The sequence below is a fragment of the Chitinophaga varians genome (assembly GCF_012641275.1).
GTDB classification, from domain to species: domain Bacteria; phylum Bacteroidota; class Bacteroidia; order Chitinophagales; family Chitinophagaceae; genus Chitinophaga; species Chitinophaga varians_A.
Genome location: NZ_JABAIA010000002.1, coordinates 82,237 through 108,970, shown reverse-complemented (window position 1 = coordinate 108,970; position 26,734 = coordinate 82,237). Strand labels below are relative to the sequence as shown.

Sequence of the window (26,734 nt, the reverse complement as noted above, 5' to 3'; positions counted from 1 at the left end):
AGCTCCCCTGTCGGCGTAAGCGCTTACAGGCTCTCCGTTTTGTCACATTGCTGTTGACACATGTCTTTCATTCAGAAGGATTAGGTTACCGGTATGGGTTATATGCATTTGGCCCGCATACCAGGGTTGGCATTAACATCGGTTTCCATTGAGGGCTTCAGGCACAGGCGCCAGTACTTACACCGGTTGCACTTTCATGGCACAGGTCATCATTTAACCGAAAAAGTTCATACCAGCCGTTCTTTCATGGCTTTCACGATGGCATTGGAACGGGAATTCACGTCAAGTTTACGGTAGATGTTCATGATATGCGAGCGGACCGTTCCCACACTGATATGACAGTGTTCGGCGATCTGCTTGTAAGTATCACCATTGACCAGGCAACGCAGGATTTCTCTTTCACGGGGTGATAATCCATAAGGATCATGAGTACTTCCGCGTTCTTTCCGGAAAAACGCCAATACCTTGTTTACTGCCACCATATTAGATTGCAGCGCTGTTTCGTAGACTTGAGAAATGAACTCGGTCAAAGACACGGGCGGTATATGGTCCGCCTCAAACCCTTCCTCCCGGACGGGCATTTCGGTCAGGGATTTACCTTTCTCATTTAAAGTCAGCAAAATCACGTTTATGTCGGGATACGCAGCTTTTACAATACTGGCAGCCTCAATTGCAGTCAATCCAGGTATCTCTATATCCATAAAAACAAGGTTACAGATATCTTTAGCTAATTGTTGTAACATGTTCGTTGATTCGCTATGCAATGCCGTCACTTCATAAATCTCCCCTTCTCCTAAATGACCAGCATTTATAGGCCCCACTTTTTTCATATTATTCCTTTTGGGTTATGTATATTTCGTATGAAAATCTTCCATTTTTAACCGTAAGTCTGGAAGCTGGTATGGCTGAATATTTTGCATAATGGAAAGTTCACACGGTTTCCATACCCCAAACAAATTTGAAACAATTACTATCAGCAGTCAATCGGATACGTATATGGTTTTTCAATAAATATTAATATACAATTTGTTCAATATTAGAGTAAAAACTAACAACTAACGTGGTTTAAATCAACAAATTAAGGATTAACTGAATTACAATCAACTAGTTATCAGCTTTTTGAAAGCCGGCTATTTTTGCAATTCTAACAAATTATATTTAATCATATATATTACATTTTAACCATTTCTGCACGTTTTTCTACTTCCTTATCTGTTTTTTCAAATTTGGTTTTCCGGTATGGGTTGATGTACACCCGGGAAAACATAGGGCTTCTTGTATGCTTCTACCATTGCTGCTGTTCCGTAACTGGTTGATGAACTTCTCTGACAACCTTACAGTATTGAGTACTTCTTGCTTCATCGGCCCCGGCTGCCGATTTATGGTTTATCCGGGAAAATATGGTTTTAATGGTTTTAGTGTTTCACCGTGGTTCTTCCGGTGCCCGGTATATACGTTCCCGTTACTAACGGTATACACCTGATCACCCGTTGCACCCGGCTGAATAATACGGATATGGTTGCACCATTGCTGTATTGATGACATTGGGATGTCCGGTGTTCCGGCATCCTGAAGCTGATTAAGGCACCGGTTGTGTCATGGTATGTGCTTAATCCTGATTAATAGCTTCATTTCGAATGTTTAACAAAAAGAAATGGTACGATAAAAATAATATCTTTTTTCACAAAAAGAAGTCTTTTTTCTGATAGCTGAAAAAACGCAAAAAGCGGAAGGCTTATTATAACCCTCCGCTTTTGCGTTTTCATACTCATTGCATACAGATGCGGAACTACTCCAGCATCAGCTCGATTACCGGAATTTCCACGTCCGGCTTACGTACCGGCACATCTATGGCCAATGCGCCTTTATCGGTTTCTTTCATTTTCAGTTCAGATCCGTCATGCAGGAACTGCGCATATTTTACCTTGCCTTTCAGTCCCGGCAGCTCTATGCGTTGTAACGGATAATCGAGCAGGTGCACATACAATCTTTTTGTGTCGGGATTATAGGTAAGCAGGGTATTATCCGGCCGTTGAATACCGGCAGGCGCCTCTGTACAACCATAGATGGAACGTCCGTTGACCTTCATCCAGGCGCCCATGCCCTGCAGGCGCTCCTGCGCACGGGCATCGAACAGGCCGCGGGAAGTAGGTCCTACATTGAGCAACAGGTTGCCGCCTTTGCTGACAGATTCTATCAGCAACACCAGCAACTGTTTATTGTCCTTCCAGGAAGTCTCATCGCGGTAATATCCCCAGGAGCCGGAGAAAGTCTGACAGGTTTCCCAATGTATCCGCTTGCCGTTACGGGTAGGCCACTCAGACACCTTGTATTGCTCCGGCGTCGCAAAATCGCCGCCATCATCATATTCACCGAGGTCCAGCCTGTCATTGATAATAATGCCCGGTTGCAGCTTACGCACCATTTTGATCAGCTCCACCGAATTCCAGTCGTTATGGTCCTTTCCATTCGCACCCGGATAAGAGAAGTCTGTCCACAGGATATCAACCTTTCCGTAGTTGGTCATCAGCTCCCGTACCTGGTTAAACAGATAGGTACGGTACTTTTCCATGTCACGGCCTTTATTGAGCCTTTCGTATTCCTTCGGATCATTGACACGCTGCGGATGCACCCTGTCGATGGTAAAGTCCGGATGATGCCAGTCAATCAGCGAATAATAAAACCCGACCTTCAGTCCTTCTGCCCTGAAAGCGTCCACCCATTCCCTGATCAGGTCCTTTTTGGCAGCTGTCTTTGTCGCTTTATAATCGGTGTATTTGGAATCAAAGAGACAGAAACCTTCATGGTGCTTGGTCGTGATCACGGCATACTTCATACCGGCGGCTTTGGCCATGCGGGCCCACTCACGCGGATTATACAGGTCAGGATCGAAGTTGTCGAAATACTTCTGATAAGCGCTGTCTGTGATGCGCTCATAGTTTTTAATCCACTCATGGCGGGCTGGCAGGGAATACAGGCCCCAGTGTATAAACATGCCGAAGCGATCGTGCAACCACCAGGACAGGCGCTTTTCTGTTTGCTCCGGCGTTTCGTTGAAAAGTTTCTTCTGTTGCGCCTGCACCTGTACCTGCAGACAACACAGCAGCGTAATAACGGCGAATGTCAGTTTCTTCATAAGTTGTAATTAAAAAATTTCATGATTGATGTTTACTCTGCTACCAGCCAGGTATACCCGGACGCCGGGATAGTCACTTTCACATGTGCGGTATACTGACGGTCAAGGCTATACGTTTTTAAAGCACCTTCTTTCTCTCTTATTTTCACTGTTTGTGTAAGCCCGGTATAATACAGCGGCAGCGCCACTTCCCGGGTAACCGGCGCGGTGGTGGGATTATAGAGCATCACCATGGCTTTCTGTGGCAAGACGGAACTGACATGCATAATACCATCCCAGTCACGGCCATCGGCACGGCGCAGGTGTATCACGTCGGTATTAAGGATATCCCGGTATTTTTTGTACCAGCCTATCACCTGCTGCACCAGTTGACGTGTGGCATCGGTATCATACAACCGCGGTCCGCGGTAACATGCCTGTATGCCGGCGCCATAGTATTGCATCATTAGTTGCTCATAAGTGCCGAGATGGTCTTTCAACGGCTCCAGCGTAGCATCAGCGCCACCGCCATGGTATTCGCTCAGCGGCACAAAGCCCCAGCTCATGGAAGGTGTTTTTTCCCAGGTACCATCGAAAATATTCTGCCGGTTGAGGATCAGTTGTTCTTCCCTTGGCAGTGAGAAATTCACTTCGCGGTAGCCCAAACCGATTTTATTGGTGCCGTCCATAAAGTACCAGTCAGGCGCATTGATGTACACGCCTTTGGCATTCAGGAAATGGTACAGCCCTTTTTGCAGCTGCATTTGTTTCCACTGGGAATCGTCTTTGCCACTATGCCCCGGATGCGTGGCAGAAGCACAGACATCACCGGGGTAAGGCCCGTCATTTTCGAAAATGTCGAAGCCGGTGGCGGTAATGAAATGTTTCAGTTTATCCAGGTAGCCCAGGCCCCATTTACTGCCCAGGCAAGGGGCGTTGCCGAAGAAAGCGCCACCGGGTTTGCCGGTAGCAGGATTGATCACATCGTCTTCATCACTGATACGCCTGCTCGAAAACAGGGAGTAACCGCCCAGCATCACTTTTTTACTATGGGCATAATCAGCCAGGGCTTTATATTTGGCGATATTGGCTGCGCTGGTGTCTTCCATATTGAGGCCGCTGCCGAAGCTGAGGATCACACCTTCGTAGCCGGTAGCCGCACATTGATCGATGATATTCTTCACCTTCACCGGGTCAGTACTGACCAAATGCATGAATATGGGATTTTCTGTGGTCCACGGCGCCACTATCCGGTACATGCGGCGTTTGGCCAGCCCGTTACGTTCCCTGTCATAACTGTCGAGCAGCAGTTCGTACGTACGGATGGATTCAAAATGTTCCCCTGCGGCCATTGTAATACCTACCGCCACTTTGGGATGTACTTCCAGCAAACAGGGTGTCTGTAAATCGTAGTTCACCTGTGAGGTATAGGTGCTGTCCGTTTTCCAGTGTGTGGTCTGATCGCTGAGCGAAGCGGTCATGGAGTTATTGAACGTATAGTTGCTTTCCACGTAAATGCCATGCGGCGTCTTTATCTTGTCCGGGCTTCCTACAACTGTTGACTCTTCTTCCGGCGTGGCCAGTATTTCATTGACAACCTGGTCCAGCTTCAACGTTTGCCCGCTACCGTTAGTCACCTCCAGCCACTTGGCCAGCAGCGGGATACCATCAAAAACTTCGTAATGCACTTTTACAGCAACGCCCTGTAGCTCCGGCGCCTGTGCTTTGTAGGTAAAGATCACGGCTTTGCCGGTAGCCTGACGGGGATTGGAACACCAGCGGTTGGCTTTCCAGTCAAGCACAGGTTGCAGGTCAGTAATCTGATGGCCGGCATATACAAAATCATGGTCACCGGCCTGCAGGTTGCCGAGCCATCCGGGCAACAGATAGGCCTGCTGGCGTTGACCGGCAGCGCCTCCTACCTGGTATGCGCGACCATTGATAAAAAGGCGGGCTTCAGGTTTTACGGCACGCAGCAGCTGTTCTCCGCTCACCAGGTTGCGGAAATCGGTACAAATAACGTTGGGGGCAGTACGAAAACTGCGGCTCAGCAAACCATTACTGAGCACTATTTCTTTTCCCTTTTCCGTGGCGGTAGCGGTATACCCTTTCGGGTCCACCAGCCAGTCGCGGGCCGGCATCTTTGTCTGTGCCGTTGCCAGCGTGGCGTACAAGCCTGCTGTCAATAGCAGGGGCATCGTTTTTTTCATTGGTCACTATAAATTTAGCAGTCCTTATTTCACCGGTTGAAGGATGACCTTGCGCAACCGGAACAATTCCTTTTGATTGCCTGACACTGGTTTTACGGTCAGGTTGTTGATCCCCGGCTTGTCCACGTGCAGGATACCGATGGCGTGCCGGATAAACATCATAGGCTTATGGCTGTCGAACTGACCGGTAAACAGTGTCAGGAAAGGCAGCTGCTGGCCATTGAGCGTTACTACGCCCTGCTGTGAAGCGCTGGCCTGTTCGCAGGCATATTCCAGGACGATCCTGTAATCTCCCGCGTCCTGTATGTCTAGCGGAAACACAAGTGCATCTTCCGGTGTGGTCATATCATAGGCGAGGTTGTCATGTTTCCAGTCGCCGAAATAGTGTGACCATGTAAACAGTTTGTTTTTGGCAGCGCCGTTATAGATAGCCCATACAGTGGGTATTTCGGCCTGTGGGTATTGGCTGCTGACGGTTTGTGTGCGCAGTTGGGAGCGGTCTGACTGATTGCCGCCGTATTCCATCACCAATACGGTATTACGTGTATCCGGCAGCGTTACAGGCAGTTGCACAGTGGTTTCCCCTGGTTGTTGCCGGAAGTTGAGTGTTGTACTAGTGCCCAGTATTTTAACGGACTTCACCTTTGCGTCCACGCCGGGCACCCGCAGCTGGCGATCGGCCGGCATTTCCCATACATGGAGGAACAGTTTGCCGGGTTTGCTGGTCGTAACGCCCCAGGGCTGCGCAGGGATAAGTCCATAGGTAGTACCATAGATACTTTCACCATATTGTTTTAACCATCTGCCGGTAGCTTTCAGATAGTCGATGGAGTACTGCGGCCATTTGCCATCGCCGTCCGGTCCTACGTTGAGCATCAGGTTACCTCCTTTGGAGGCTACATTGGAAAGCAGTTGTATAATTTCTTTGGGAGATTTAAAGTTGAGGTCATGTTGAATGTATCCCCAGGAATCGTTGTGGGTATAGATAGATTCCCATGCGCCGGTGATAGGCACCGGAGGCACTTCAGAATCCCCAAAATCGCGGTAATCACCGAGGCCATGGCCTACCCTGCTGCTGAACAGGCAATTGGGCTGCAGCAGGCGCAGGCTGTCAATCATCTGTTTGGTCTGCTCCGGGGTGAGCCCTCCCGGCATGTCAAACCACACCAGTCCCAGCTGGCCGTAGTTGGTGAGCAGTTCTCTCAGTTGCGGGATGGATTTGGTGCGATAATACTGCTGGTAGTCCTTGTCTTTGGTTTTAAAGTCCCAGCTGTTGCCGCCACCGTTCGGTTCGTGCCAGTCGAGGAACTGGGAGTAATAGAAGCCGAACCGGATGCCTTTATCGCGACAGGCTTTGGAGAGCGCTTTCATGGGATCTTTGCCATACGGCGACGCATCTACGATATCGAAGTCGGTCACTTTGGAATCGTACATACTGAATCCCTCGTGATGTTTGGCGGTGATGACCATGTATTTTACGCCCGCTTCACTGGCGATGTTGGCCCATTCCTCTGCGTTAAATCCTTGAGGGTTGAAGGTTTTAGCGACGGCAGCATATTCTTTTGCCGGTGCTTTTGCGCGATTCATGATCCATTCACCGCTGCCGTAGTAACTGCTGTCTTTCCAGCGGCCGCCTAGTTTAGAATACAGCCCCCAGTGGATAAAAAGGCCGAATTTGGCTCCGGTGAACCATTTCAGGCCCGGATGGGCAGGGTTGTTACCGCCGGATTTCGTCCACATATCTGGCATATCCTGGGCAAAAAGGGCAGGATACCAACATACCGTCCATAACAACAGTACAAGTCGCTTCATAACGCTGGATTTTTATAGCACCGGTCAAAAAATATACATAAGCACTGGCATGTGCAAGCGGCTGGAAAATGATATCAGGGAAAGGGAAAATGATATAAGAAAAGGATAGCATTCAAGGCTATACGCTTACGTTAACGAATGGTTAACCAATTTTACAAAATGTAATTTCTATCTTCGATAACAGAAGTTAACACTTGCATCCTGCATGATAACTTTTTCAACGGTTAGTATTCATCTTATTCAACATATTACTAGGCTTCAATTTTGATTATCAACATCTGTCAGTAGCTCTATCTTTCTGCAGATGACATGTGAATGTTTTTAAAGCCCTTGCTGCATTGTCACAGCAAGGGTATTTTTTTGCGGTTTTACTGAGATATCATTGCAGCAGCTGATACTATTCCCATTTGCCGTCCGGTGGTTGTTAAAGCCGGATAGGTTTGTATTTCAGTGCTTTATTCACCACTTCTTCCGGCGTAAGGTCTTCCCAGTAAATATAGTCGCATACGTTGGGATCGGGCACATGCTTCTCCAGCAAATCAAGCATATTGCCGATCTCTTCTTCGGTGCCCGCTGCGACGGATATCTTTTTCACCAATTCAACTAATTCTTCCCTGGTCATTGTGTAACGCTGTTTTAAGTGTTATTGCAGGATTAATTTACCTCGCCCGGCGTAGCGCTCCCGGGGCTTTGATCACCGTTGATGTAAACAGTTGCCGGCTGACATCTGCCATATGGTCGCAGTCAGGCCCTTCAGGACTTTACAACCCGCGGCCGGTGAATTGCGTTTTTCTTCCTGACGTTCTGTTTAAAAATAAGGGCTTTAAGTTTCATTTTCAACTGTCGATGATTGTAGGTCAACAATATTCGCTCCGGCCTTCCCGCATCATTATCGCAGTTGTTTTCCTGTAATAATAAGGGAACATATGGTTATTCTCCACAGCAGTGTTTTTTGAGCAAATCATACTGCATCATTACCGCAGAGCATATCAGGTGTGCTCCGCAGTAATGTTTTTGGGATGCTCCAACGCAATAGTATTGCAGTATTCAGGGAATCAGGTTGACTTATGGTAAAGTCATGGGAAGAGCTTTTCACCGGTAACGGACAATAGGTCACCCGGCTATCATGCAGGGCCGGATCGTAGCCAGTCCGTAGGTGCGTGACCGTGTCCCGGGTGTCAACCGGCTTCAGGCAAGGCTTTCCTGGAAGAGCGGCCGGCGGCTGACCGCGACTCCCCGTCAGTGCATGCATTCCGGGTATTCGCCACAGTATGGAAGGCTGTCAGCATTCCGCAGCCACCTTTTCAGCGTCATTATGGCATTGAGATGGCGGCTACCGCTTGTCAGCAGGGTGTTTCACGGTCTTCCTTCCGGCAATTGAAAAAACAAATACCTGCCAGGCCACATTTCCAGACGACGCTACAGGGTATGTGGATAACATCTGTGGATAAACCGGCAATTTGCCGTCTGCAGATAGTCAACCAGCAATACCATCATCACGACAGACAAGGTTTTTATCAGTTATCAACATCTATGTGGATATCGTGTGTGGATACCTGTTAATAAGTGTGGATAAATATCTAAATCCTATCAATCCTTATCCACAAAGGGTTTCAGTCGATCTCAACAGCGTTTCCATTTGTTAATCCGGAGACGTTTAGATTCTATTAACTAAATCAGTGGGGATTGCCAGTAATATTACGGTACTAACACTGCGTTATGAAAAATAGTAACAAATGAAATGCATACATCTAACAAATATCTCAGCTAAACCCCAATCGGCTTGTCCAGGCCAGTTGGATTTTTCTAATCAATGGTTGACTAATTTTAATATGCTGGTTAAACCAACGTTTTTCCAAAGCGTGATTTAATCAACAGACTACAGTACCCCTGTGGTATAAACTACGGGGGTTGATCGTGATGGGTTGCTTAACGGTTATTTTTTCCTCTTTACTGCCCGTTACCCTGATTTCCCCGGTTTGCCCCTCTTTTTGCTGCTATAACGTCATTTCCGTTTTTCTCACAGGTACCTGTAAACACGTTTCAATGAGTCTTTGAAAACACTTAAAACAGCTTTTTAGTGAATAAATATTCACTTATATTTGTAAGGTGAAACTGAAAGACGATAAGAAGTATGCGCGTATTCTCAGGGCCGTGCTGAAGCTGGTGGCTAAAAAGGGACTGGCAGGCATGACCATGGGAGATATTTCCAAAGAAGCAGGCATCGCCACCGGCACCCTGTACGTATATTTCGATAACAAAGATGCGCTGATCAACGCATTATTTGCCGCCTGCCGGGAAAACTCCATTGCGGTGTCCTTCAGGGGATATGATGCGCAGCAGCCGTTCAAGCCTGGTTTCCGGCATATCTGGATGAACATACTCCGCTACCGGCTGCAGAACTTTGAAGAGTTTATTTTCCTGGAACAGTGTTACCACTCTCCCTACATCACTGCAGCCACACGGGAAAAGGCCAGACAGCTGGCGGAACCGTTTTATGCGCTGATAGCAAGAGGGCAAACGGAACAACTGATCAAAAATGTGGACCAGAACCTGCTGATCACCTTTATCATCGGCTCCATGAACGAACTGGTGAAACAAACGCACTACAGTGGTACGGCCCTTACAAAAACCCGGACAAGTATTACGTTCGATCTCTGTTGGGACGCCATCAAAGCCTGACAGTTATAATAAATGAATAATTATTCACAAATAAATACACCGCATATGGCAGAAATCATGATCGCAGTCGACCTGAGTCCATTCTCCGAACAGGTGATCAACACAGGCGTTGAGCTGGCTGAAAAAATGCAGGCTTCCGTTACGTTGTTCACCGTGATCGAAATCGGCATAGGCCTCGGCCTGCCGGAAGCTGGTCCCGTATTTACCGATGACATACCAGGCAGGATTAAAGAAGCAGAAGACATTCTTCAGACTTACAAAAACAAATACCCGGCTGCCAATATCAACATCCGTGTAACGACCGGCAATCCAAAAAACGAAACACTTGACGAGGCCCACAACGGGGAACATGCCATCCTGGTGGTTGGCACCCACGGACGCACCGGCCTCAACCACATGCTGGTAGGCAGCACGGCGGAATACATTATCCGTCACGCCCGTATACCCGTACTCGTGGTACCCTACAACAAGGAAGAACACTAAGCGGCAAATTCTACAATGATAAGACAACAGCAAACGGCCCTGTCTGTTGTAAATATCCCGGCTCCGGCCGGGATATTTTTTTGATGGTAACCTAACGGGAAAGCGTATATTTATATTGAATTAGTTACTGCATATCTCTCCGCATCCCCCACTGCACAGCCCCCAATCAGGGCCCTATACCGCATTGTTTCCATTATCCACTCAACCCTAAATTTTCTTGTGCATGAAAAATCATTACACAACTCTTCGCCTGGCAGCGCTATTCCTATTACTATTAGCGTCCACGGCCGTACGGGCACAGCTCAAAATCGGCGATAATCCGGCCACTATCAACAAGGCTTCCATCCTGGAACTGGAAAGCCTTCGTCAGGGTTTGCTCCTCCCCAGGATCCCGGACACCACCCTGGCGCCGCTCACTACCGCCCCCGACGGGATGATCATCTACTTCACCGGCACCCAAAGCCTGATGGTACGCCGCGGCGGATACTGGGCCAAACTGGCCGACAGCCTCGCCGTTTCAGGCAGCAGCTGGCAACTCAAAGGCAACGCAGGCACGACCACTGCCAACTATATCGGTACCTCCGATAATCAGCCCTTGTCTGTAAGGACAAACGGCACGGAAGCCATCAGCATTGCCGCTAACCAGAACGTTGCCCTTAAACAGGTGCCCACCAGCACCTCGCTGATCAGCGTCCTTGTCATCGACCCGGCCACCGGCACCGTTAATCAGCGCAACCTCTCCGCCGCCGCGTTTAATGACGCGATCCGTACGCTCAACGGCGTAGCCAGACAGGGATTTACCATCAAGGCGGACACCGCCAACGCAGCCTACGGCGTTACCACTACCGCCGCCGATAGTACCATTACCATGAACGTTCCCATCGTGAACGGCACTACGCAGAAAACCGGTCTGCTCACCTATGCCGACTGGGCCAGTTTCAGCAGCAAACAACAGGCGATCACCATCGGCGCTTTTGTCAATACGCCCACCAACGCCAACGGCCTGGCGCTGGACCCCGCCACAGGCACCCTGCAAATGGTGGCCGCGGACGCTACTAATCCGGGCGGCGTGTCCGTTACCAGCCAAACCTTCGCGGGCGTGAAAACATTCCGCGACAGCACCAGTATGGCCGGCAGCCTCGGCGTAACCGGCGCGGCAACAGTAGGCAACGGCCTGCGTATCACCGGCGGTGGCGCTAACATTACCGGTAACGTCACACTGGCCACAGCACCACCCAATGTAAGCACCGCCACTACCAGCGTGCTTTTCCGCAATCCCACCACCGGCGCTATTGAAAACAGGCTGGTAGACTCCACCGCTTTCTCGGTCGGCATACGGCAGATCAATGGTCAAACCGGACCTGCCATCTCTTTTCTCACAGGTAAAAATGGTACTGATGTCAATATAGACAGCACATCGGCCACCAACCGCCTCACCATCAACGTACCCGATGCCAGTACCACTGCGCGCGGGGTGGTCAACGATTCCACGCAGACTTTTGCCGGCAACAAAACCCTGCGCGATTCCCTCGCCGTGGGCAAAGGCGCCAATATTGGCGGCGCGGTCAGCGCCAATTCCACCCTGCAGGTAAGCGGATCAATGTCTATGAATATCCGGTCCGTCAACAGCTCCGGCAGTCTCACCGAAACAGATAACACCGTACTGGTCAACGCTTCTACCGGCTCCGTGACCATCACGCTGCCACCGGGCACCAATATCGTTGGCCGCGTATACACCATCAAAAAAACCGGCGGCAGCATCGACAACAGCGTAGTGATCCAGCCCACCGGCGGACAAATTGAAGGCGGCAGCAGTTATACCATCTACAACAATTACACGTATGTAACCATTCAGACAGACGGCACCAACTGGTGGGTCATTAAGAAATAGACAACGATACATTACTGGTGCTAAACTGTTATTATGCTGAAATACATATTGCATGGCTGCGCGCTCACCTGCGCGCTGTTGCTGCTGTGGCAAAGTCTGCAGGCGCAACAGCTGCTGCTCAGTGATACCGTCTCGGCCACCACCAAATCAGCATTGCTGGAAATCAGAGCGAAGTCGCAGGGCCTGTTGCTTCCCCGCATACAGGACACTACCGTGGCACCGCTCTCCTCTTCCCCCAATGGCATGCTGATCTACTATATCCCCGCCAGCAGCGTGATGGTACGGCGCAACGGAGGCTGGTCACAGCTGGCTGATAGTATAGCCGTCACCGGTAGTAACTGGAAACTGACCGGCAATGCCGGCACCGATACGCTCACCAGGTTCATCGGCACTACCGACGCCACCGGCCTGGTATTCCGGACCAACAATACCAAACGCGTGGCCATCTCGTCTACCGGCAATGTTGGCATAGGCACATCCTCGCCTTCCGCCACCCTGCACGTAACAAGCGGCGTGGCCAATACGTCAGGGGTACTGCTGCAAAACCTTACCAGTGCTTCACCCGTTACCGCCAGTGCCGCCGGTATCGGCGTGGATGCTTCCGGCAACGTGGTACGCACGGCCACCGCTCCCTTGTTTTATAACAAAAGCGGTTCCTCTCCGCTGACCAATACCATCAAGATATGGGCAGACACGCTGTACAACGCAGGCGGAGGTTCCGTTACGGCCAATATCTCCAATGCCGGTTTCACCAATATCCTGAGCATTCAGGCTACCGGCCTGGGTGGTACCGGCAGCGGCGTTTCGGATGCGCCCATTCCTGTCGTGACCAGCTACACGGTGACTGCCGTCAATATGGTCATCATCCGCGGCAATGCCGGATTGACGATCCTAAACGGTATGGCACAAGACACTGATAAAACACATAAAGTCTTTCTCACGGTCATCGGCTATTAGCCGGCCTAAAAAAATGCTTATCCGGAACCTGTTATTCATATCGCTTCTCTTACTATTTCCCGCCACCATGGCGGGGCAGGCAGCCACGTGGCTGCATTCCGATGCGCGGGTAGGTATCTTCGGCAAAGACACCATCAGCATCTTCGGGGATATGGTCAATGAAGGGGATATTCTTTCCACATCCGGTTCCGTGGTAAATTTCTTCGGGCTGCGCTGGCGTAACAGCAACAACGCTACGATACATGATGAAAGCATTGACGGCTTCAGCGCTGCCGGCGGACTATTCCGCTTCGCCCAACCCGATCCGGCGCTGTACCAGCACATTACCGGCGGCTTCAGCGCGGTAATGAATACAGGCGCCAGTTTCCCAAATCTCAGCGTGGAAAGCTCTCCGGGCCTGATACTCGACGATCTCAGCGATATGAAAGTGGTAAACGTGCTGGATATACGAAAAGGACATATTTTCCTCAATGGCTGGAACCTCGTGGTAGGGCACCATACACCGGGAGATATACGGCATTATTCTCCGCAGCATTTTATCGTTACCGGCGGCGGCTTCCTGTACCGTAAACAGATCGCCGCATCCGACGGTACAGTCGTATTCCCAGTGGGTACCAGGCCTTCTTCCTTTACACCTGCGGCCATGGCCAACAAAGGCGCGACCACAGATTTTCGTGTAGGCGTTACCGATAGCACCTTCCTGGACCTGACCACCGGCCGTAACTTATTACTGACAAGCGTCAACAAAACCTGGCAAATAGATGCGTCCCAACCGGATGCAGCTATCAACCTGTGGCTGGTGCACGGTTTGGGCGATGAAGGCCCGGTATATGAAGCTAACCGCAACACCAGCTACCTGGCCCGGTATCTTCCCTCCGGCTGGGACGTGGCAGCACAACGGGCCGCACCGGTATCACCGAATATCTTTTCCACTGCCGGGCCAGACAACCAGGCAGCCTACGGCGTCAGGGCATTCCAACATCTGACCACCACCAATTATTTTACCAGCCTGGTGGCGGAAACAGTCAACAGCCCGGAAACGACCACCCTGCAATACTTTGAAGCTACCCGCAGCAGCAGCAATGCTGACAGCGTGCTGCTGCGCTGGATCACCGGCCGTGAATATTTCTGCGCCGGGTTCACCATTGAACGTAAATACGCCGGCACTCCCAACTTCGACTCCATCGGCTTTGTAAAAAGCAGCGCGCCGGGCGGTATCAGCTATTTCCCCGTTGGTTACGCCGGTACTGACTATCAGCCCAATGATAAATTTATCTTCTACCGGATCAAAGTTATCATGACCGACGGCAGTTACTTCTACGGGCCTGTTCGTCTCGTAAAAGGCAAAAACGCCAAAGGCGATATCACCGTCTGGCCCAACCCGGTACGTGGCCGGGTAGTACACATCTATTATGGCGCCGGCATTCACGTGAAAGCCATCGCCCTGCTGGATGTCCCTGGCAGGCGCATCCTCACACAGGAGTACCAGCAGCCGCTGCCTACCCGCAATTACTACGAACTGGACATCCCCACTTATCTGGCGAGAGGTATCTATTTCTTACAGTTCCTGGATGAAAATGGGCAAACTATACATACAGAAAAAATCGTATTAATGGAATAATGCAGATATTAAAATCCGCTTAAACTCATTCCTGCGAAGATTTTTACACCAACGGGTAGGTTAACTTTGTGGTTGACGACAAAATCGAGTATAACCATTTACCATGCCTCTTGAAAAAAAGTTTCTGTCTGCGGCTTTTCTGCGTAAGCTCCACTGGAAGGAGTTGTTAGCCCTGTTATTTATTCTGTTGGCGATTTATTTTTTCCGTTCCCAACGCCACGAACTGAAGTCACTGGTGCCGGCTATTGAAAGGGCCGACCGGGTGTGGATAATAATTGGCGTTGCCGTAACGGGCATCTACATACTGTTGCAGGCATTGATGTACGTGTTCAGTTTCCGGTCGGTGGGTTCCCGACTAAGTACTTACCTGGGCACCGAACTTTTTCTGAAACGGAACCTGTTGTCCGTATTCCTGCCTGCCGGTGGCATCAGTTCACTGGCCTATGTGCCGCAAAGCCTGCGACGGGCGCAGGTGCACAAACAGCAGATTCACCAGGCTTCCGGCATCTACGGTTTTATTGGTATTCTTTCGGTTTTCCTGGTAGGTATTCCGGTAGTGATGTATGCCATGTTGCATACCGGTAGCATGAAAGATGCCGGCTGGGGCCTCGCAGCCATCTGTGCTTTGCTGGCGCTGGTAGTATGGCTGGTGCGGTCCATGCAAACCAAAGGTAAAGCCTATCAACTGCTGATACGGTACTTTCCGGCCACGGCGCACAAAGTGGACGAGATGTTTACTTTTCAGTTGTCATTGTCTTCATTCACTTACACGGTGCTGGCTTCGGTGCTGATAGAAGTGGCCGGCGTGGCACATCTTTATCTCAGTATGCTGGCCACTGGTGTCACCCCGTCGCTGGAAGCGGCCTGCGTAGGTTATATCGTAGCCACTATATTCCTGATTATCTCTCCCTTCCTGCGCGGACTGGGAGCCATTGAGCTGTCGCTGGCTTACCTGCTCAGCAACTACGGCTACAGCACCCTGCAGGCGTTAGAGATAACGCTGCTGTTCCGTTTGTTTGAATTCTGGTTGCCGCTGGCCGCCGGTATGGTGGCCTTTGCACTGAAAGGCCGCGACCTGGTGCTGCGCCTGTTGCCTCCTATCCTGATTTTCCTGCTGGGAATGGTCAACATATTCTCCGTACTGACGCCACCGTTAGCCTACCGTATGCACCTTCTGCGGGCTTATATCCCCGGTACATCTATCCATGCCTCCAATCTGCTGGTGGTATTTTCCGGGCTTATCCTGCTGGTGACGGCCACCTTTCTTTTCAGAGGGCTGCGCAGCGCGTGGATCGTTGCGTTATGTGTATCGTTGCTGTCCGTGTTTGGCCATATCGGCAAGGCGCTGGACTATGAAGAGGCCAGCCTCGCGCTGGTGACCAGTTTCCTGCTGCTGGTCACCGCCCGCCAGTACCGCGTAAAAAGCAATCCGCAACTGGTCAATATCGGTGTGGTTACGGCGGTGGCCACTTTCCTGCTGGTATTGTTTTTCGGCACCATCGGCTTTTATTTTCTGAACGTAAGACACTTTGGTATTGACTTCACCTGGCAACAGTCCCTGCGGCATGCTTTCCACTGTTTTATGCTGCTGGAAGATGATGGCTTGCAGCCTGTAACACGGTTTGCGCGCGAATTTATGTCGGCCATCCGGGTACTGGGCGTCAGTTCATGGGCTTTCCTGTTTTATACGATCATCAGGCCGTACCTGCATGTGTCAAAGCATAACAACACCACGCTGGAGAAAGCCCGCTTCTACCTGAGCCAGTATGGCGATTCTCCCATGGACTACTTTAAAGTGGGAGAAGATAAAATCCTGTACGTATCCGATCAGTACGAAGGTTTTATTGCTTACCGCGTAGCCAGCAGTTTTGCTATTGTGCTGGAAGAACCAGTTTGCAGTGAAGACAATAAATTGTTGCTGCTGGAAGAGTTTGAACAACAATGTAAGAAGATGGGCCTGCGGCCTGCTTTTTACCGGGTAGATGAAGACAGCACCTATTATTTCAGTCAGCTGAAGAAGAAAAAGATGCTGATCGGGCAGGAAGCCATTATGGACATACGAGACTTTACGCTGAGCGGCAAGGACAAAAAATCCCTGCGCAATGCGCTCAATAGCCTGGCCAACAAAGGTTATGTGACCCGGTTGAATCCGGCGCCGCAGTCCGCCGCCATGTTATCGGCGCTGAAAGTAGTAAGCGATGAATGGCTGCAGCAGTATGAAGTCAAGGAGATGACTTTTTCGCAGGGACTTTTCGATGCAGCTGCTATGCGTGACCAGGACGTGATCACTGTTACAGATGCGGACGGCAACATTGCCGCCTTCCTCAATATCATCCCGGATTATGCGCCCGGCGAGTGTACCTATGACCTGATACGTAAGCGTACCAATGCGCCAGGCGGCGTGATGGACGCGCTGATCATTGCGCTGATACAGGACGCGCAGGACAAGGGCCTGCAATACCTCAACCTGGGCATGGTGCCTATGTCCGGTATCAGTCAACCGGAGAATACCGCCGAAAAGATGGTAAAATATGCCTATGAGAAACTCCGCTTCTTCCGGCATTACCAGGGGTTGCGGGAGTTCAAGGACAAATATGCCACCATGTGGACCAACAAGTACCTGATTTACGAACACGATTTTGATTTGATCCAGCTACCGGTAGCCCTCAGTAAGGTGATGCAGCCCTGAGTACGGAACAGATTTTGATTTGGAGGAAGGAGATATCTTTGTATATGCTAACCAGAGATTTATTACAGACAGGCAGGTGGTGGCTGATAGGAGTATTATTATGTTCCGCTTTACAGTTGCCCGCGCAAACCAATGTGAACAAATTGCCCGTGCAGGTGAAAGCCCCTCCTGCCGGCAGTACGGCGCCACTTATTCTCTACATTACCGGAGATGGCGGTATGAAGAAGTTTTCCGCCAACATGATTGATGCCTTTCAGCAACACAACTATCCGGTAGTGGCGTTGAATGCGCTGAAATATTTCTGGAATAAAAAAACGCCTCAGCAGGCGGCCATTGATGTAGCAGAGTTGATCCGGTATTACCAGTCGGCCTGGAGCAGCAATCACGGGGTGATACTAATTGGGTATTCCCTGGGCGCCGATGTGTTGCCTTTCATCTACAATCAGTTACCGGATAATATTTCCTCCCAGGTTACACAGGTCGTGTTTTTATCTCCTTCCCGTTTTACAGATATGGAGGTGCATATTTCCGATATGCTGGGCCGGTCGTCCAGTAAGGGGATGAACGTCACCGCAGAGATGAACCGTATTACCGACAAGCCGGTGTTGCTGGTATTTGGAGCCGGAGAGAAGGATTTTAACCTGGCAGATCTTACCATTGCGCATTACCGCAAGCTGGTATTGCCGGGAGGACATGCCTATGATGAAGATGCCAATGGCGTGGCGGGCAAGATATTGTCAGCTATCCGGTAATTTAAATCACTGGCAGGTATGGGCATGAGGAGATCATCCGGAAGAACGGTTATTGGTCGTCCGGTTGCCTGTTATTACAGGGAAGTTATCATGATATCCTTATCAACTTTCCGTTACTTTTCCGGCCATAGCGGCGGAAAGGGATGCAAGGGCCTGTTGACTGACAGGAATTTTGACATTACCGATCATCAGGTAATTTTCTCCCAGCCGGGTAATGTGGCGATATGACACTACGAACCATTGATGTACGCGCAGGAATGCAGACATGGGAAGCTGGGACATGATCCAGTCAAGCGTTTCCATAGTAGCGAGGCGTTTCTCCTGCAGGTGTAGCAGGATGTGGTCGTTCATCACTTCGAGGTACTGCAGCTCATCGTACGGTATCTTTTCATGCTGGTCACCGCAGCGGAGCGTAAAATAATTACGGGACATAAGATTTGTTTTGGTAGCGATTTGCGATAAGATTGTCTGTGAATATAAGAAAGAAGCAGGTGACTGGAGAGAAACCTGCGTGTAATCTAAAATCTAATCTAAACCGCGTTATAAAAAAGTCTTTTTATATGGGACCCCGGTTTGAGCCGGTTAGGGAGCAAACGGGGTTATTATTCATCTCAGTAAATATGAGAGGAATAAAGCAGGAATTTGTTAATCACTTGTAAAGATTTTAAGCTTAATAAAAAAATGGACAGGACAGGAATGTGACTCCCTGTTGGCTGTCCATTTTTCAAGATGTAACAAAAGATTCGTACTAACAGGGGTAGGCCTGCTGGTGTAAATCTTAGGCCCACTGGGGGCGGCTGAAGCGCAGTGATTACCTGTCGGTGATCTGTCAGGTGAAATCCGGGCGCCGACTTTTTACCAGAGATTGATCAGGAGGAGCATCATTACTGCACCAGCGGCGGTAACCAGGTTCTTGGAGAACCGGATGTTGAATCCACCTTTTTCTGAGTAGTAATAACTTTCTTTGTACCGGTCGTACTCAATGGGAGCACCTAACTCCTTCATCATTTTGAGGAATTCATAGAGTGTTCGTTCGGAAATACGAAGCCGCTTGGCTAACTGAGCGGGTTTACCGGTCCCTTTGATCCTGATTAGGTAATCAATGGTTTGTAGTCGATCAAAATAACGCTTTGGCATGTGGCATAGAGGGGCTTAACGGTTATATATTGAATTTACGATAATAACTAAGATTAAACCAGATTTCCCATATATATATTTTATTATAAATATTAGTAACCTGATTTAAACGGGTTTCTCTCTAAAAATCGGCTGCGGGTCAATGGCGCTGATGCGGTTGTTTTGCGTACTTTTTCTTAACGTGTGAACAGATAAAATATTGGATATAAGCAGAAAAATGGGGCTACTGCAATAATGCTGCATAGATGATGTCAGCAAGTGCTGCGCCGTGGTCGACAGTGGGGTCTGGCGGCCTTGTTGCATAGATACTGCCGTTTTTGCCAACCACGATGAGCGCGGGATAACGGCTGATGTTGTACTGTTCCAGCACAGTGGCGATTTGTCCGTCGGCCCGCAGCTGTACGCCGGGATACTTCGGAGAGGCGTTGCTGTTACAGTTGATATGTACAAATACCACCTCTTCTTTATTGAAGCATGTATTGATTTCCGAGAGGGAAGGCAGCAACTGGTCGTCTGCGTCATAGAAATGCAGCAGCACCACTTTACCGGCAAAATAATTCAGGTTGACAGGGTGGCCGGCGCTGTCCGGAAGGCTGAAAGCCGGTGCCGGCATACCTTTACTGATACCTTTCTTTATTTTTCCGTACTTGGCTGCGATGGCCTGCTTGCATGCTGCATGCTGCACGATGGACAGATAATCCTGCGCACAATTTGCCAACACCTCCTGTTGTCCGCCGGCAGCAAGACTTTGCAGCAACTGATGCGCCAGCAGCTTATCCCGCAGGATGCCGGTATAATGTGATTTGATCCAGTCATAGATCTCCCGGTCGGTACACTGACTGTGCTGCTGCATAAAATAATCTGCTTCCGCTTTCTGCAGCAGGTAATTCAGATAACGTATAGCCAGGGCCGTAGTATCAGAAGGCACAATGGCCGGCAAGGCGGGCATGATAGCCTGCCGGTACAGGGAAGCCTGTTCAGCTACAGCAATCCCTTCCGGTGAAGCATGCCAGAGACAGGCTATCATTCTGGCAGCGGTTTCCCCGAGCACATTGGCCCGCACAACCGCATATTCAGCGGCGGGAAGGCTGTCATGATAATATCGTAACACCGCTTCCGCGGCCGTCATTTGCCGGCGGTACCATGCCACCCGGGAAGGCGCATCATCCCTTGCCGGCTGTGACACCCGCTCCTGCGCCCTGCGCGAGAGATATTGCGCCCGGCAAGCCGGTGCACCGTTTCCTGCCAGTATCAATGTATCATCAGTAAAATTCAGTGAGAGACTGTCACCAGGCCGCAGTGTGCCATAAAAATTGCGCGGCCCGCCGGCATCCAGGTAAAAAAACAGTACCGCCACAGGTTCCACCGGCAGCCGGAAACAAAAAGAGTCTTTCTGTAATAAGGTATCCTGGCTTTTTGCCGGCAGCACGCCCGGATCACTCCACCACGAAACCGATACCGGTTGCCCTTTCCCTCCTTTCCCTCCTTTCACCCTGCCTGAAATAGTGGTAAATGCCTGCGCAGACGCCTGCTGCGCTATCATCAGGAATCCTACTGAAAACAAAAGCGACAGTTTTAGATGACATTGCATACACGATAATTTTAGGGACATGAAAAATCCCCACAGTAAAAACCGCAGGGGGTTGTATTCACAACGATAGTAAATGAAAACTCTGATGTTTTGAGCTGTTTTAGTTTTTTTAGGATGCGGCCATTGTGTTTTTCGATCACAATGATAGATGGAATTGCGAATTGAAATGTTAATGAGATCTAAACATCTGCTTATTAACAAAAAACGGTAAAAAGAGGCACCAATGGGGCAATTACGACAGTTTTGTAGAAATCGATTGAATAAAGGGACAGGCCCGGCGGAACGCGTAGGCGAAGCGTGCAGGCGAAAAATGCAGGTGCAGTGTATAGGTTGGCGTAGACTGTAGACGAAGGGTGTAGACGAAGGGCGTATAAATTTAGAAAAACGTATATCCGACAAGGTTAGTTACTAAATATTAAACCAATACACCAGCTTCAACACCAATGCTCTGTTTTTCACATAAAAAGGCTCCGGCAAATAGTTATCCGTATATACTATAAACAGATCGGAAGCCGGCCGGTACCGCCACTGGAAGCGGGTATTCAGGTTGATGTTTTTCTGCTGTTCGTTGTACTGCATGAAACCGGTAAAGAACAGTGTATTCGTCATCGTTACATCCAGCCGCGGGCCTACCAGCCAGAAAGAGTTATTGCCCCATGGCTGCGGCAGCCGTATATCATTATAGTTGGCGCTGAGCGCAATGCTCACATAAGGCTGGAAACGATAGCCCAGTTCTGCATTGGTCATCAACCGTGTGCCCTCTTCGTAGTACCCGCCGTACCGCGCCGAGAAAGCGTAGGTGAAAAGGCTCTGGGGCTTGGACACATAATCCGCGCCGATGGTGTTCCAGTTATGCCGGGTGCCCGTCTTCAGGCTGTCTTTACGGGTATTGGTCGGATCGAAAGGATTCAGCAATTGTATATACGTGTTGGAAGCCCATATATTCAGGGTATTACGCTTGCGGAAAACGATCCCGTAATTCAGCATGGACTCATTATCGGTACGGTGGAAATTCTCGTCCATAAACCAGGTGCTCGTCACCTGCGGCCCATGGCTCAGCACAGCGCCCGACTGCGGGAAGAAAAGCCTCGTCACCTGTGGCATCACTTTAACATAACCCTGTCGTGGCACATATCCCACTTCGGCGTTGTAATTCCGTCCAACATACTCATGCTGCCAGCTGATGTTCCACACTTTGCTGGTATATTGCAGGTTGGCAGCGTGCGCAAAGTCATGACCGGTCCTGCCAGGGCTGTACGATTTCAGCAACATGGCTTTGCCTGTCCAGAAGTTATTGGAAGAGGCCAGGTTGTACTCCAGGCCTACGTTTCTGTTATACCGGGAATAAACAGGTTTGTCTTCTACTTTGGACGGATCATAATTCAGTGATTCCTTGTTGATAAATATAAAGCCCACATTAGAGCGGGAAAACACCCGGCGTTGCAAAGCGGCCACAGTAAAGTTCTGTGCCGGCAAGCCGGTCTCCTCCTGTTTGCCTGTTTGCATGTTCATCACCCCGAGGCGCCAGTCTTTATTCAACTTGCCACTCAATCGCGCGCCAAAATGAATAGGCACGCCAAGGCCTATACGCCGTGAGAAAAAAGGCCGTATGGTGCTGTAGCCGAAATTGGAGAACTGGTCCCCGTTTTCCAGAAAAAACTGCCTTTTTTCGGGAAAGAACAGTTCAAAACGGTCCAGGTTAGTGACCTGTTTGTCCACGTCCACCTGGGAAAAGTCAGGATTGACCGTCAGGTCCAGGTTTAAGGAAGAGGTTACTGCTATTTTGGCGTCGAGGCCAACGTCCCGGCGGAACTTGGCAGGCGTGCCCTTGTCATAATCTTTGGCTATACCGCCCAGGAGATATGGTATCAGGGAAATGTTTGGACCTGCTGCGGGCGGCACCGTGTCCCAGTCAAGGCTGCCGGTATAGGCCAGCGACGCGGTGGCAAACTGCCGCGGTACCGGTGCCCAGGCGGACTTCTCCGTGGTTTTGAGGTCGTTACGGCTGAAGTTGATGCCCCAATGTGTAATGCCTTTTTTATAACGGATCGTCTTAAAGGGAATAGCCGCTTCAAAAACCCACTTGTCTTTATAATTTTTTACGACGGAAGTCCATTTATTGTCCCAGCTAAGGTCCACTTTGCCCCCGTCATACATCAACCCGTCCCATTGCGCACCGGCTGCATTGGCACCGAAAGAGAAGCCATTGGTCTGATCATCAAATGGGTCCATAAACAGCAGGAAATTATCATTCTTCAGAAAAGCGAAATCCCGTCTGAGCGACTCCACCATATACGGCCCGGCATCCGGCGTATAACTTTCCACCAGCAGGTAGATGTGCTGCTGATCGTAAGTCATGCGAACATCGGTGCGCAATCTGGCGGCACTGGTGTCCATTGGCAGCACCATATGAAAATTGCCGGCTATGTCTGCATCCTGCCAGGCTTGTTCATCAATGATACCGTCAATTTTGACAGCCGAAGTGGCTTTCTTTATCCGCAGATGGAATGATTCGTTTTTCTTTTGCTGCTGCGCCTTTGCCGCCAACGATACAGTTATACAGCATAAAAGGCACAAGAGACGTGGAATGGTACGCACAGTTTGGTTGTTATGGGTTGAACGAACAAAATACAAAAAAGGGAAAACGGCGTTAGAAAAAAAGGATAAAAGGTAAACAGGAATTACAAATTACGAATTACGAATTACGAATTACGAATTGAGGGCTTCTTTTACAGAGCAGTTATTAAGTAACCGTTCCATAAAAGAAGCCCTCAATTCGTAATTCGTAATTCGTAATTTGTAATTAACTCCGGTTATTTTTCAGCTGCGCGCTGGGTTGCGGCACTTTCACGGTAGTAGTACGGCTACTGCGGCCGCGGGTATTAAACACCCTTACTTTCACTACTTTGCCACCAGCCTGGATGGGGCCATTGTATACCGGGCTCTTTAACGTAGGCTCTTCACCGTTAGTAGTGTAACGAATCACCAGTCCCGGCATCTGCACATTTACTTTTACAGTGCCTTCGTCTACAGATACGCCGGCAGTAGGAATACGCCAGTTATAGCCGCCATTGTAATAGTCCAGTCTTGGCATTTCACGTTTGCCCATTACATTGGAAAACACGCTCCATGCCTGTGCATACATGGCATCGGCTTTGGCGGTGTCTTTTTCAGTGGCCCATGCCGGGTCCTGCGCCCATGCTCTTTCTGCAAGACCGAGCAGCTTAGGCAGCATCATATATTCCATCCGGTCGGACGTGGTCACGGTTTCGCTCCACAACAAACCCTGCAGGCCACGGATATTGGACTGACCAAAACCTGTCAGCCTGTCTTTGCCCACGAACATGGCAGGTGTTACGGGATTACCTCTGCCATCTACTTTGGAGTTTTTATAATAATCGAAAGGAATGAAATAGAATGGTTTGTCTACATCCACAAAACCGCCCCAGTAGAATCCCGGTTCATCGAAGGATTTCATGGCGGCCATGTCAAAATAGAAATTGCTCACGCCGGACAGGATAATTTTGTAGCCTGCATTCGCCAGGCGATAGGACAGATCTTCCTGTCCGCCGCCGATAACATTGTTCCATACGTTGAGCTGGAAATTGTCATTAGCAAAGTCCGGATTGGGAATGCTGGCCGCTTCGCCATCGATCGTGGTTTTACGCATACCGGCTTCTTCCCAGCCGGCTGTTTCCAGGCCGCGGGCTTTCAGCAGGTCATTCACCTTACGATAATAGTAGTACCACAGGTCGTTCACATTTTTGATGCTTTTATCCTGCTGCATAAGGGCCAGGCAGGCAGGGGATTTTTCGAACACGCCATGAGGCACTTCGTCACCGCCCATATGCACAGCCGTCAGTGGCGCACCGGCTTCTTTGTACATGGACTGCAGTTCATCCACCACTTTCTCCAGGAAACGGTAGGTAGAAGGCAGGGCGACGTTCATCACGTTGTCGTTCCAGTTCTGTACGGAGCGGTATTCGGATTTATCTTCCAGGTCAGAGAGCAGGTATTCGGCGGCTTCTTTGTCTTTACCAGCCGCTTTGAGGCGATAGTAGCGGGACTCCATGGATTTTACCGCAGCGCGCGCATGGCCTGGCGTTTCTATTTCCGGCAGTACACGTATATGCCTTTCGGTTGCATAACGCAACACTTCTATAAAATCAGCGCGGGTAAGGTAACCGGAGCCGGCGGCGTTGCTGGTGTCAGGGCCGGAGCCATAAGATGGCGGCAGCATATTTTTCCAGTCGGTGCTGTGGCCACGTTTGGCGCCGACCTGCGTCAACTCCGGCAGGGAAGGTATTTCCAGGCGCCAGCCTTCATCATCGCTGAAGTGGTAGTGCAATACGTTCAGTTTATACAGCGCCATTACATCGAGGATACGCAGCAGGTCACGTTTACTATGGTAGTTACGGGCCACATCGATCATGAATGCGCGGTAGTTGAAGCGCGGGTGGTCGCTCACCTGTACAGCGGGAATGCTGACAGATTTTTGCACCGCAGACCATGCAGCAGGTGCTATCAGGGATTTGAGGGACTGAATGGCATAAAAAGCGCCTTCATCGCTACCAGCGGTGATGGCAGCGCCTTCAGGCGTCACTTTCAGTGTATAGGCATTGGCGGCCAGGCTTTTATCCAGCTGGAAGGTCACCGTTTTTTTACCGGGAGCGCGTTTGCCCAGCAAAACCGTCATTTCGTTTTCGAGGAATTTGCCTGTTGCCTCCAGGCCCGCATCTGCCCTGACCACCGGGGGAGCATCCAGCACCAGCGTCCCGCCGGAGGCGGTAACAGACACCGGTGTGGGGAAAATCAATGGCAGCTGCGAAGCAGGTATGTCCTTAATGGCAGCATTCTGTTTAAATATATCCGTTGGCGTTATAACGGCGGTTTTATCGCCGGGATAACGCATAAGTTGTTTCGCGGTAGTAGAAGGGCGGATAGTATAGTCCTTTATGGGCAGGCCCGTTTCTTTCTGGTCGTCCCATACGAGGTACAGGCCAGCCGGGGCATCCGTGAAGTTAACAGCCCAGGCGTCGCCTACGATGCCCAGCTTCAGGGAATCTCCCGGTTTGATGCCGGCAAAATCCGCTGTGGGCGTAAAGCGGTACAGGTCACCGTTGATGCCCTCCACTTTTACATTCCCCGGCAAAACGCCATCCTTTACCGTACGCACGAAGTTGAAATACAACTCCCAGCCTTTGGCTGGAAAGGGTTTGTCGCTGGTGTTGACAAACGTGAAGGTAGACAGGAAATTGGCTTTTCCCTGGTAATTGTTTTCCCCCACTTCCCAGCTGGTTTTCAAGCGGGTAGCGTCAAACGGGGCAGCTTTTTTGGTCTGGGCAAAAACGGAGGTGCCGGCGAGCAACAGTCCCGTTGTCATGAGTTTCCCTAAAAACTTATGCCTGATCATGTTTTGAATAAATTAAAAAACGATAAAAATGAATGCTACAATGGTTATGAATACAGGTGGATGAAAATGGCATTGGTACCGGTCGTGTCTATCACCCTCTATAGCATCCGTGTAATATAAAACCTATCCGCCATAAATACAAATAAGCGTACAGCAGGCCCCCGGCCGCAACAATAGGCAGGATGCTTTTGTTAATCGATTGCAGTATGATGGCACCGTTCTGAGGATATTTTATTTAACTTTAGTAGCCTAACGATTAAACGATTTATTTTATGGCAAAAGCGTTTATTGGATGTTCGATTGCAAGCTTGATTCTCATCATTGGTCTTGGTTTCTTTTTTCCCTGGGTTTACTGGTTGCTCATTCTTGTCTTGCCGCTCA

17 protein-coding genes are annotated in these 26,734 nt (G+C 49.9%); 7 read left to right on the top strand and 10 right to left on the bottom strand.

Annotation, left to right across the window (positions count from 1 at the left end):
- Positions 1–227 precede the first annotated feature (227 nt).
- From HGH92_RS14990 to HGH92_RS14970, 5 genes are all read right to left on the bottom strand, one after another.
- Positions 228–830, bottom strand: a complete 603-nt coding sequence (locus HGH92_RS14990; protein ID WP_168871619.1) for a response regulator transcription factor — start codon at positions 828–830, stop codon at positions 228–230.
- Positions 831–1,789: 959 nt separating this feature from the next.
- The gene (locus tag HGH92_RS14985) at positions 1,790–3,136 is read right to left on the bottom strand and encodes an alpha-L-fucosidase (protein WP_168871618.1); all 1,347 of its coding nucleotides are present in this window, start codon (positions 3,134–3,136) and stop codon (positions 1,790–1,792) included.
- Positions 3,137–3,168: 32 nt separating this feature from the next.
- The gene (locus tag HGH92_RS14980) at positions 3,169–5,325 is read right to left on the bottom strand and encodes an alpha-galactosidase (RefSeq protein WP_168871617.1); all 2,157 of its coding nucleotides are present in this window, start codon (positions 5,323–5,325) and stop codon (positions 3,169–3,171) included.
- A 24-nt stretch (positions 5,326–5,349) separates the two neighbouring features.
- A complete protein-coding gene (locus HGH92_RS14975) occupies positions 5,350–7,137 on the bottom strand; it encodes an alpha-L-fucosidase (protein ID WP_168871616.1) in 1,788 nt (595 codons plus the stop codon).
- Positions 7,138–7,561: 424 nt separating this feature from the next.
- Entirely contained in the window at positions 7,562–7,759 is a 198-nt protein-coding gene (locus tag HGH92_RS14970; RefSeq protein ID WP_168871615.1) for a hypothetical protein, read from the bottom strand.
- 1,487 nt (positions 7,760–9,246) lie between these two features.
- Here HGH92_RS14970 and HGH92_RS14965 point away from each other — a divergent pair.
- The 7 genes from HGH92_RS14965 to HGH92_RS14935 all read left to right on the top strand — a co-directional run bounded on the left by HGH92_RS14965 (position 9,247) and on the right by HGH92_RS14935 (position 18,212).
- Complete coding sequence (locus HGH92_RS14965; RefSeq protein WP_168871614.1) at positions 9,247–9,819, top strand: TetR/AcrR family transcriptional regulator; 573 nt, start codon at positions 9,247–9,249, stop codon at positions 9,817–9,819.
- 45 nt (positions 9,820–9,864) lie between these two features.
- Positions 9,865–10,302: a universal stress protein gene (locus HGH92_RS14960; protein ID WP_168871613.1), complete on the top strand. Its 438-nt coding sequence runs from the start codon at positions 9,865–9,867 to the stop codon at positions 10,300–10,302.
- 223 nt (positions 10,303–10,525) lie between these two features.
- The gene (locus HGH92_RS14955) at positions 10,526–12,193 is read left to right on the top strand and encodes a hypothetical protein (RefSeq protein ID WP_168871612.1); all 1,668 of its coding nucleotides are present in this window, start codon (positions 10,526–10,528) and stop codon (positions 12,191–12,193) included.
- A 33-nt stretch (positions 12,194–12,226) separates the two neighbouring features.
- Positions 12,227–13,150: a hypothetical protein gene (locus HGH92_RS14950; RefSeq protein ID WP_168871611.1), complete on the top strand. Its 924-nt coding sequence runs from the start codon at positions 12,227–12,229 to the stop codon at positions 13,148–13,150.
- 13 nt (positions 13,151–13,163) lie between these two features.
- Complete coding sequence (locus HGH92_RS14945) at positions 13,164–14,771, top strand: T9SS type A sorting domain-containing protein (protein WP_168871610.1); 1,608 nt, start codon at positions 13,164–13,166, stop codon at positions 14,769–14,771.
- A 103-nt stretch (positions 14,772–14,874) separates the two neighbouring features.
- A complete protein-coding gene (locus HGH92_RS14940; RefSeq protein ID WP_168871609.1) occupies positions 14,875–17,460 on the top strand; it encodes a phosphatidylglycerol lysyltransferase domain-containing protein in 2,586 nt (861 codons plus the stop codon).
- A 44-nt stretch (positions 17,461–17,504) separates the two neighbouring features.
- Positions 17,505–18,212, top strand: a complete 708-nt coding sequence (locus tag HGH92_RS14935; RefSeq protein ID WP_168871608.1) for an AcvB/VirJ family lysyl-phosphatidylglycerol hydrolase — start codon at positions 17,505–17,507, stop codon at positions 18,210–18,212.
- 102 nt (positions 18,213–18,314) lie between these two features.
- Here the strand turns inward: HGH92_RS14935 and HGH92_RS14930 are convergent, their stop codons facing one another.
- The 5 genes from HGH92_RS14930 to HGH92_RS14910 form a co-directional block, all read right to left on the bottom strand.
- The gene (locus tag HGH92_RS14930) at positions 18,315–18,644 is read right to left on the bottom strand and encodes a LytR/AlgR family response regulator transcription factor (RefSeq protein WP_168871607.1); all 330 of its coding nucleotides are present in this window, start codon (positions 18,642–18,644) and stop codon (positions 18,315–18,317) included.
- Positions 18,645–19,067: 423 nt separating this feature from the next.
- Positions 19,068–19,220 (bottom strand): hypothetical protein, encoded by a 153-nt coding sequence (locus HGH92_RS34350; RefSeq protein WP_235021499.1) that lies wholly within the window; start codon positions 19,218–19,220, stop codon positions 19,068–19,070.
- 352 nt (positions 19,221–19,572) lie between these two features.
- A complete protein-coding gene (locus tag HGH92_RS14920) occupies positions 19,573–20,940 on the bottom strand; it encodes a peroxiredoxin family protein (protein ID WP_168871606.1) in 1,368 nt (455 codons plus the stop codon).
- A 408-nt stretch (positions 20,941–21,348) separates the two neighbouring features.
- Complete coding sequence (locus HGH92_RS14915; RefSeq protein ID WP_247654948.1) at positions 21,349–23,487, bottom strand: DUF5916 domain-containing protein; 2,139 nt, start codon at positions 23,485–23,487, stop codon at positions 21,349–21,351.
- Positions 23,488–23,743: 256 nt separating this feature from the next.
- A complete protein-coding gene (locus HGH92_RS14910) occupies positions 23,744–26,353 on the bottom strand; it encodes a family 20 glycosylhydrolase (RefSeq protein WP_247654947.1) in 2,610 nt (869 codons plus the stop codon).
- Between the last annotated feature and the right edge of the window lie 381 nt (positions 26,354–26,734).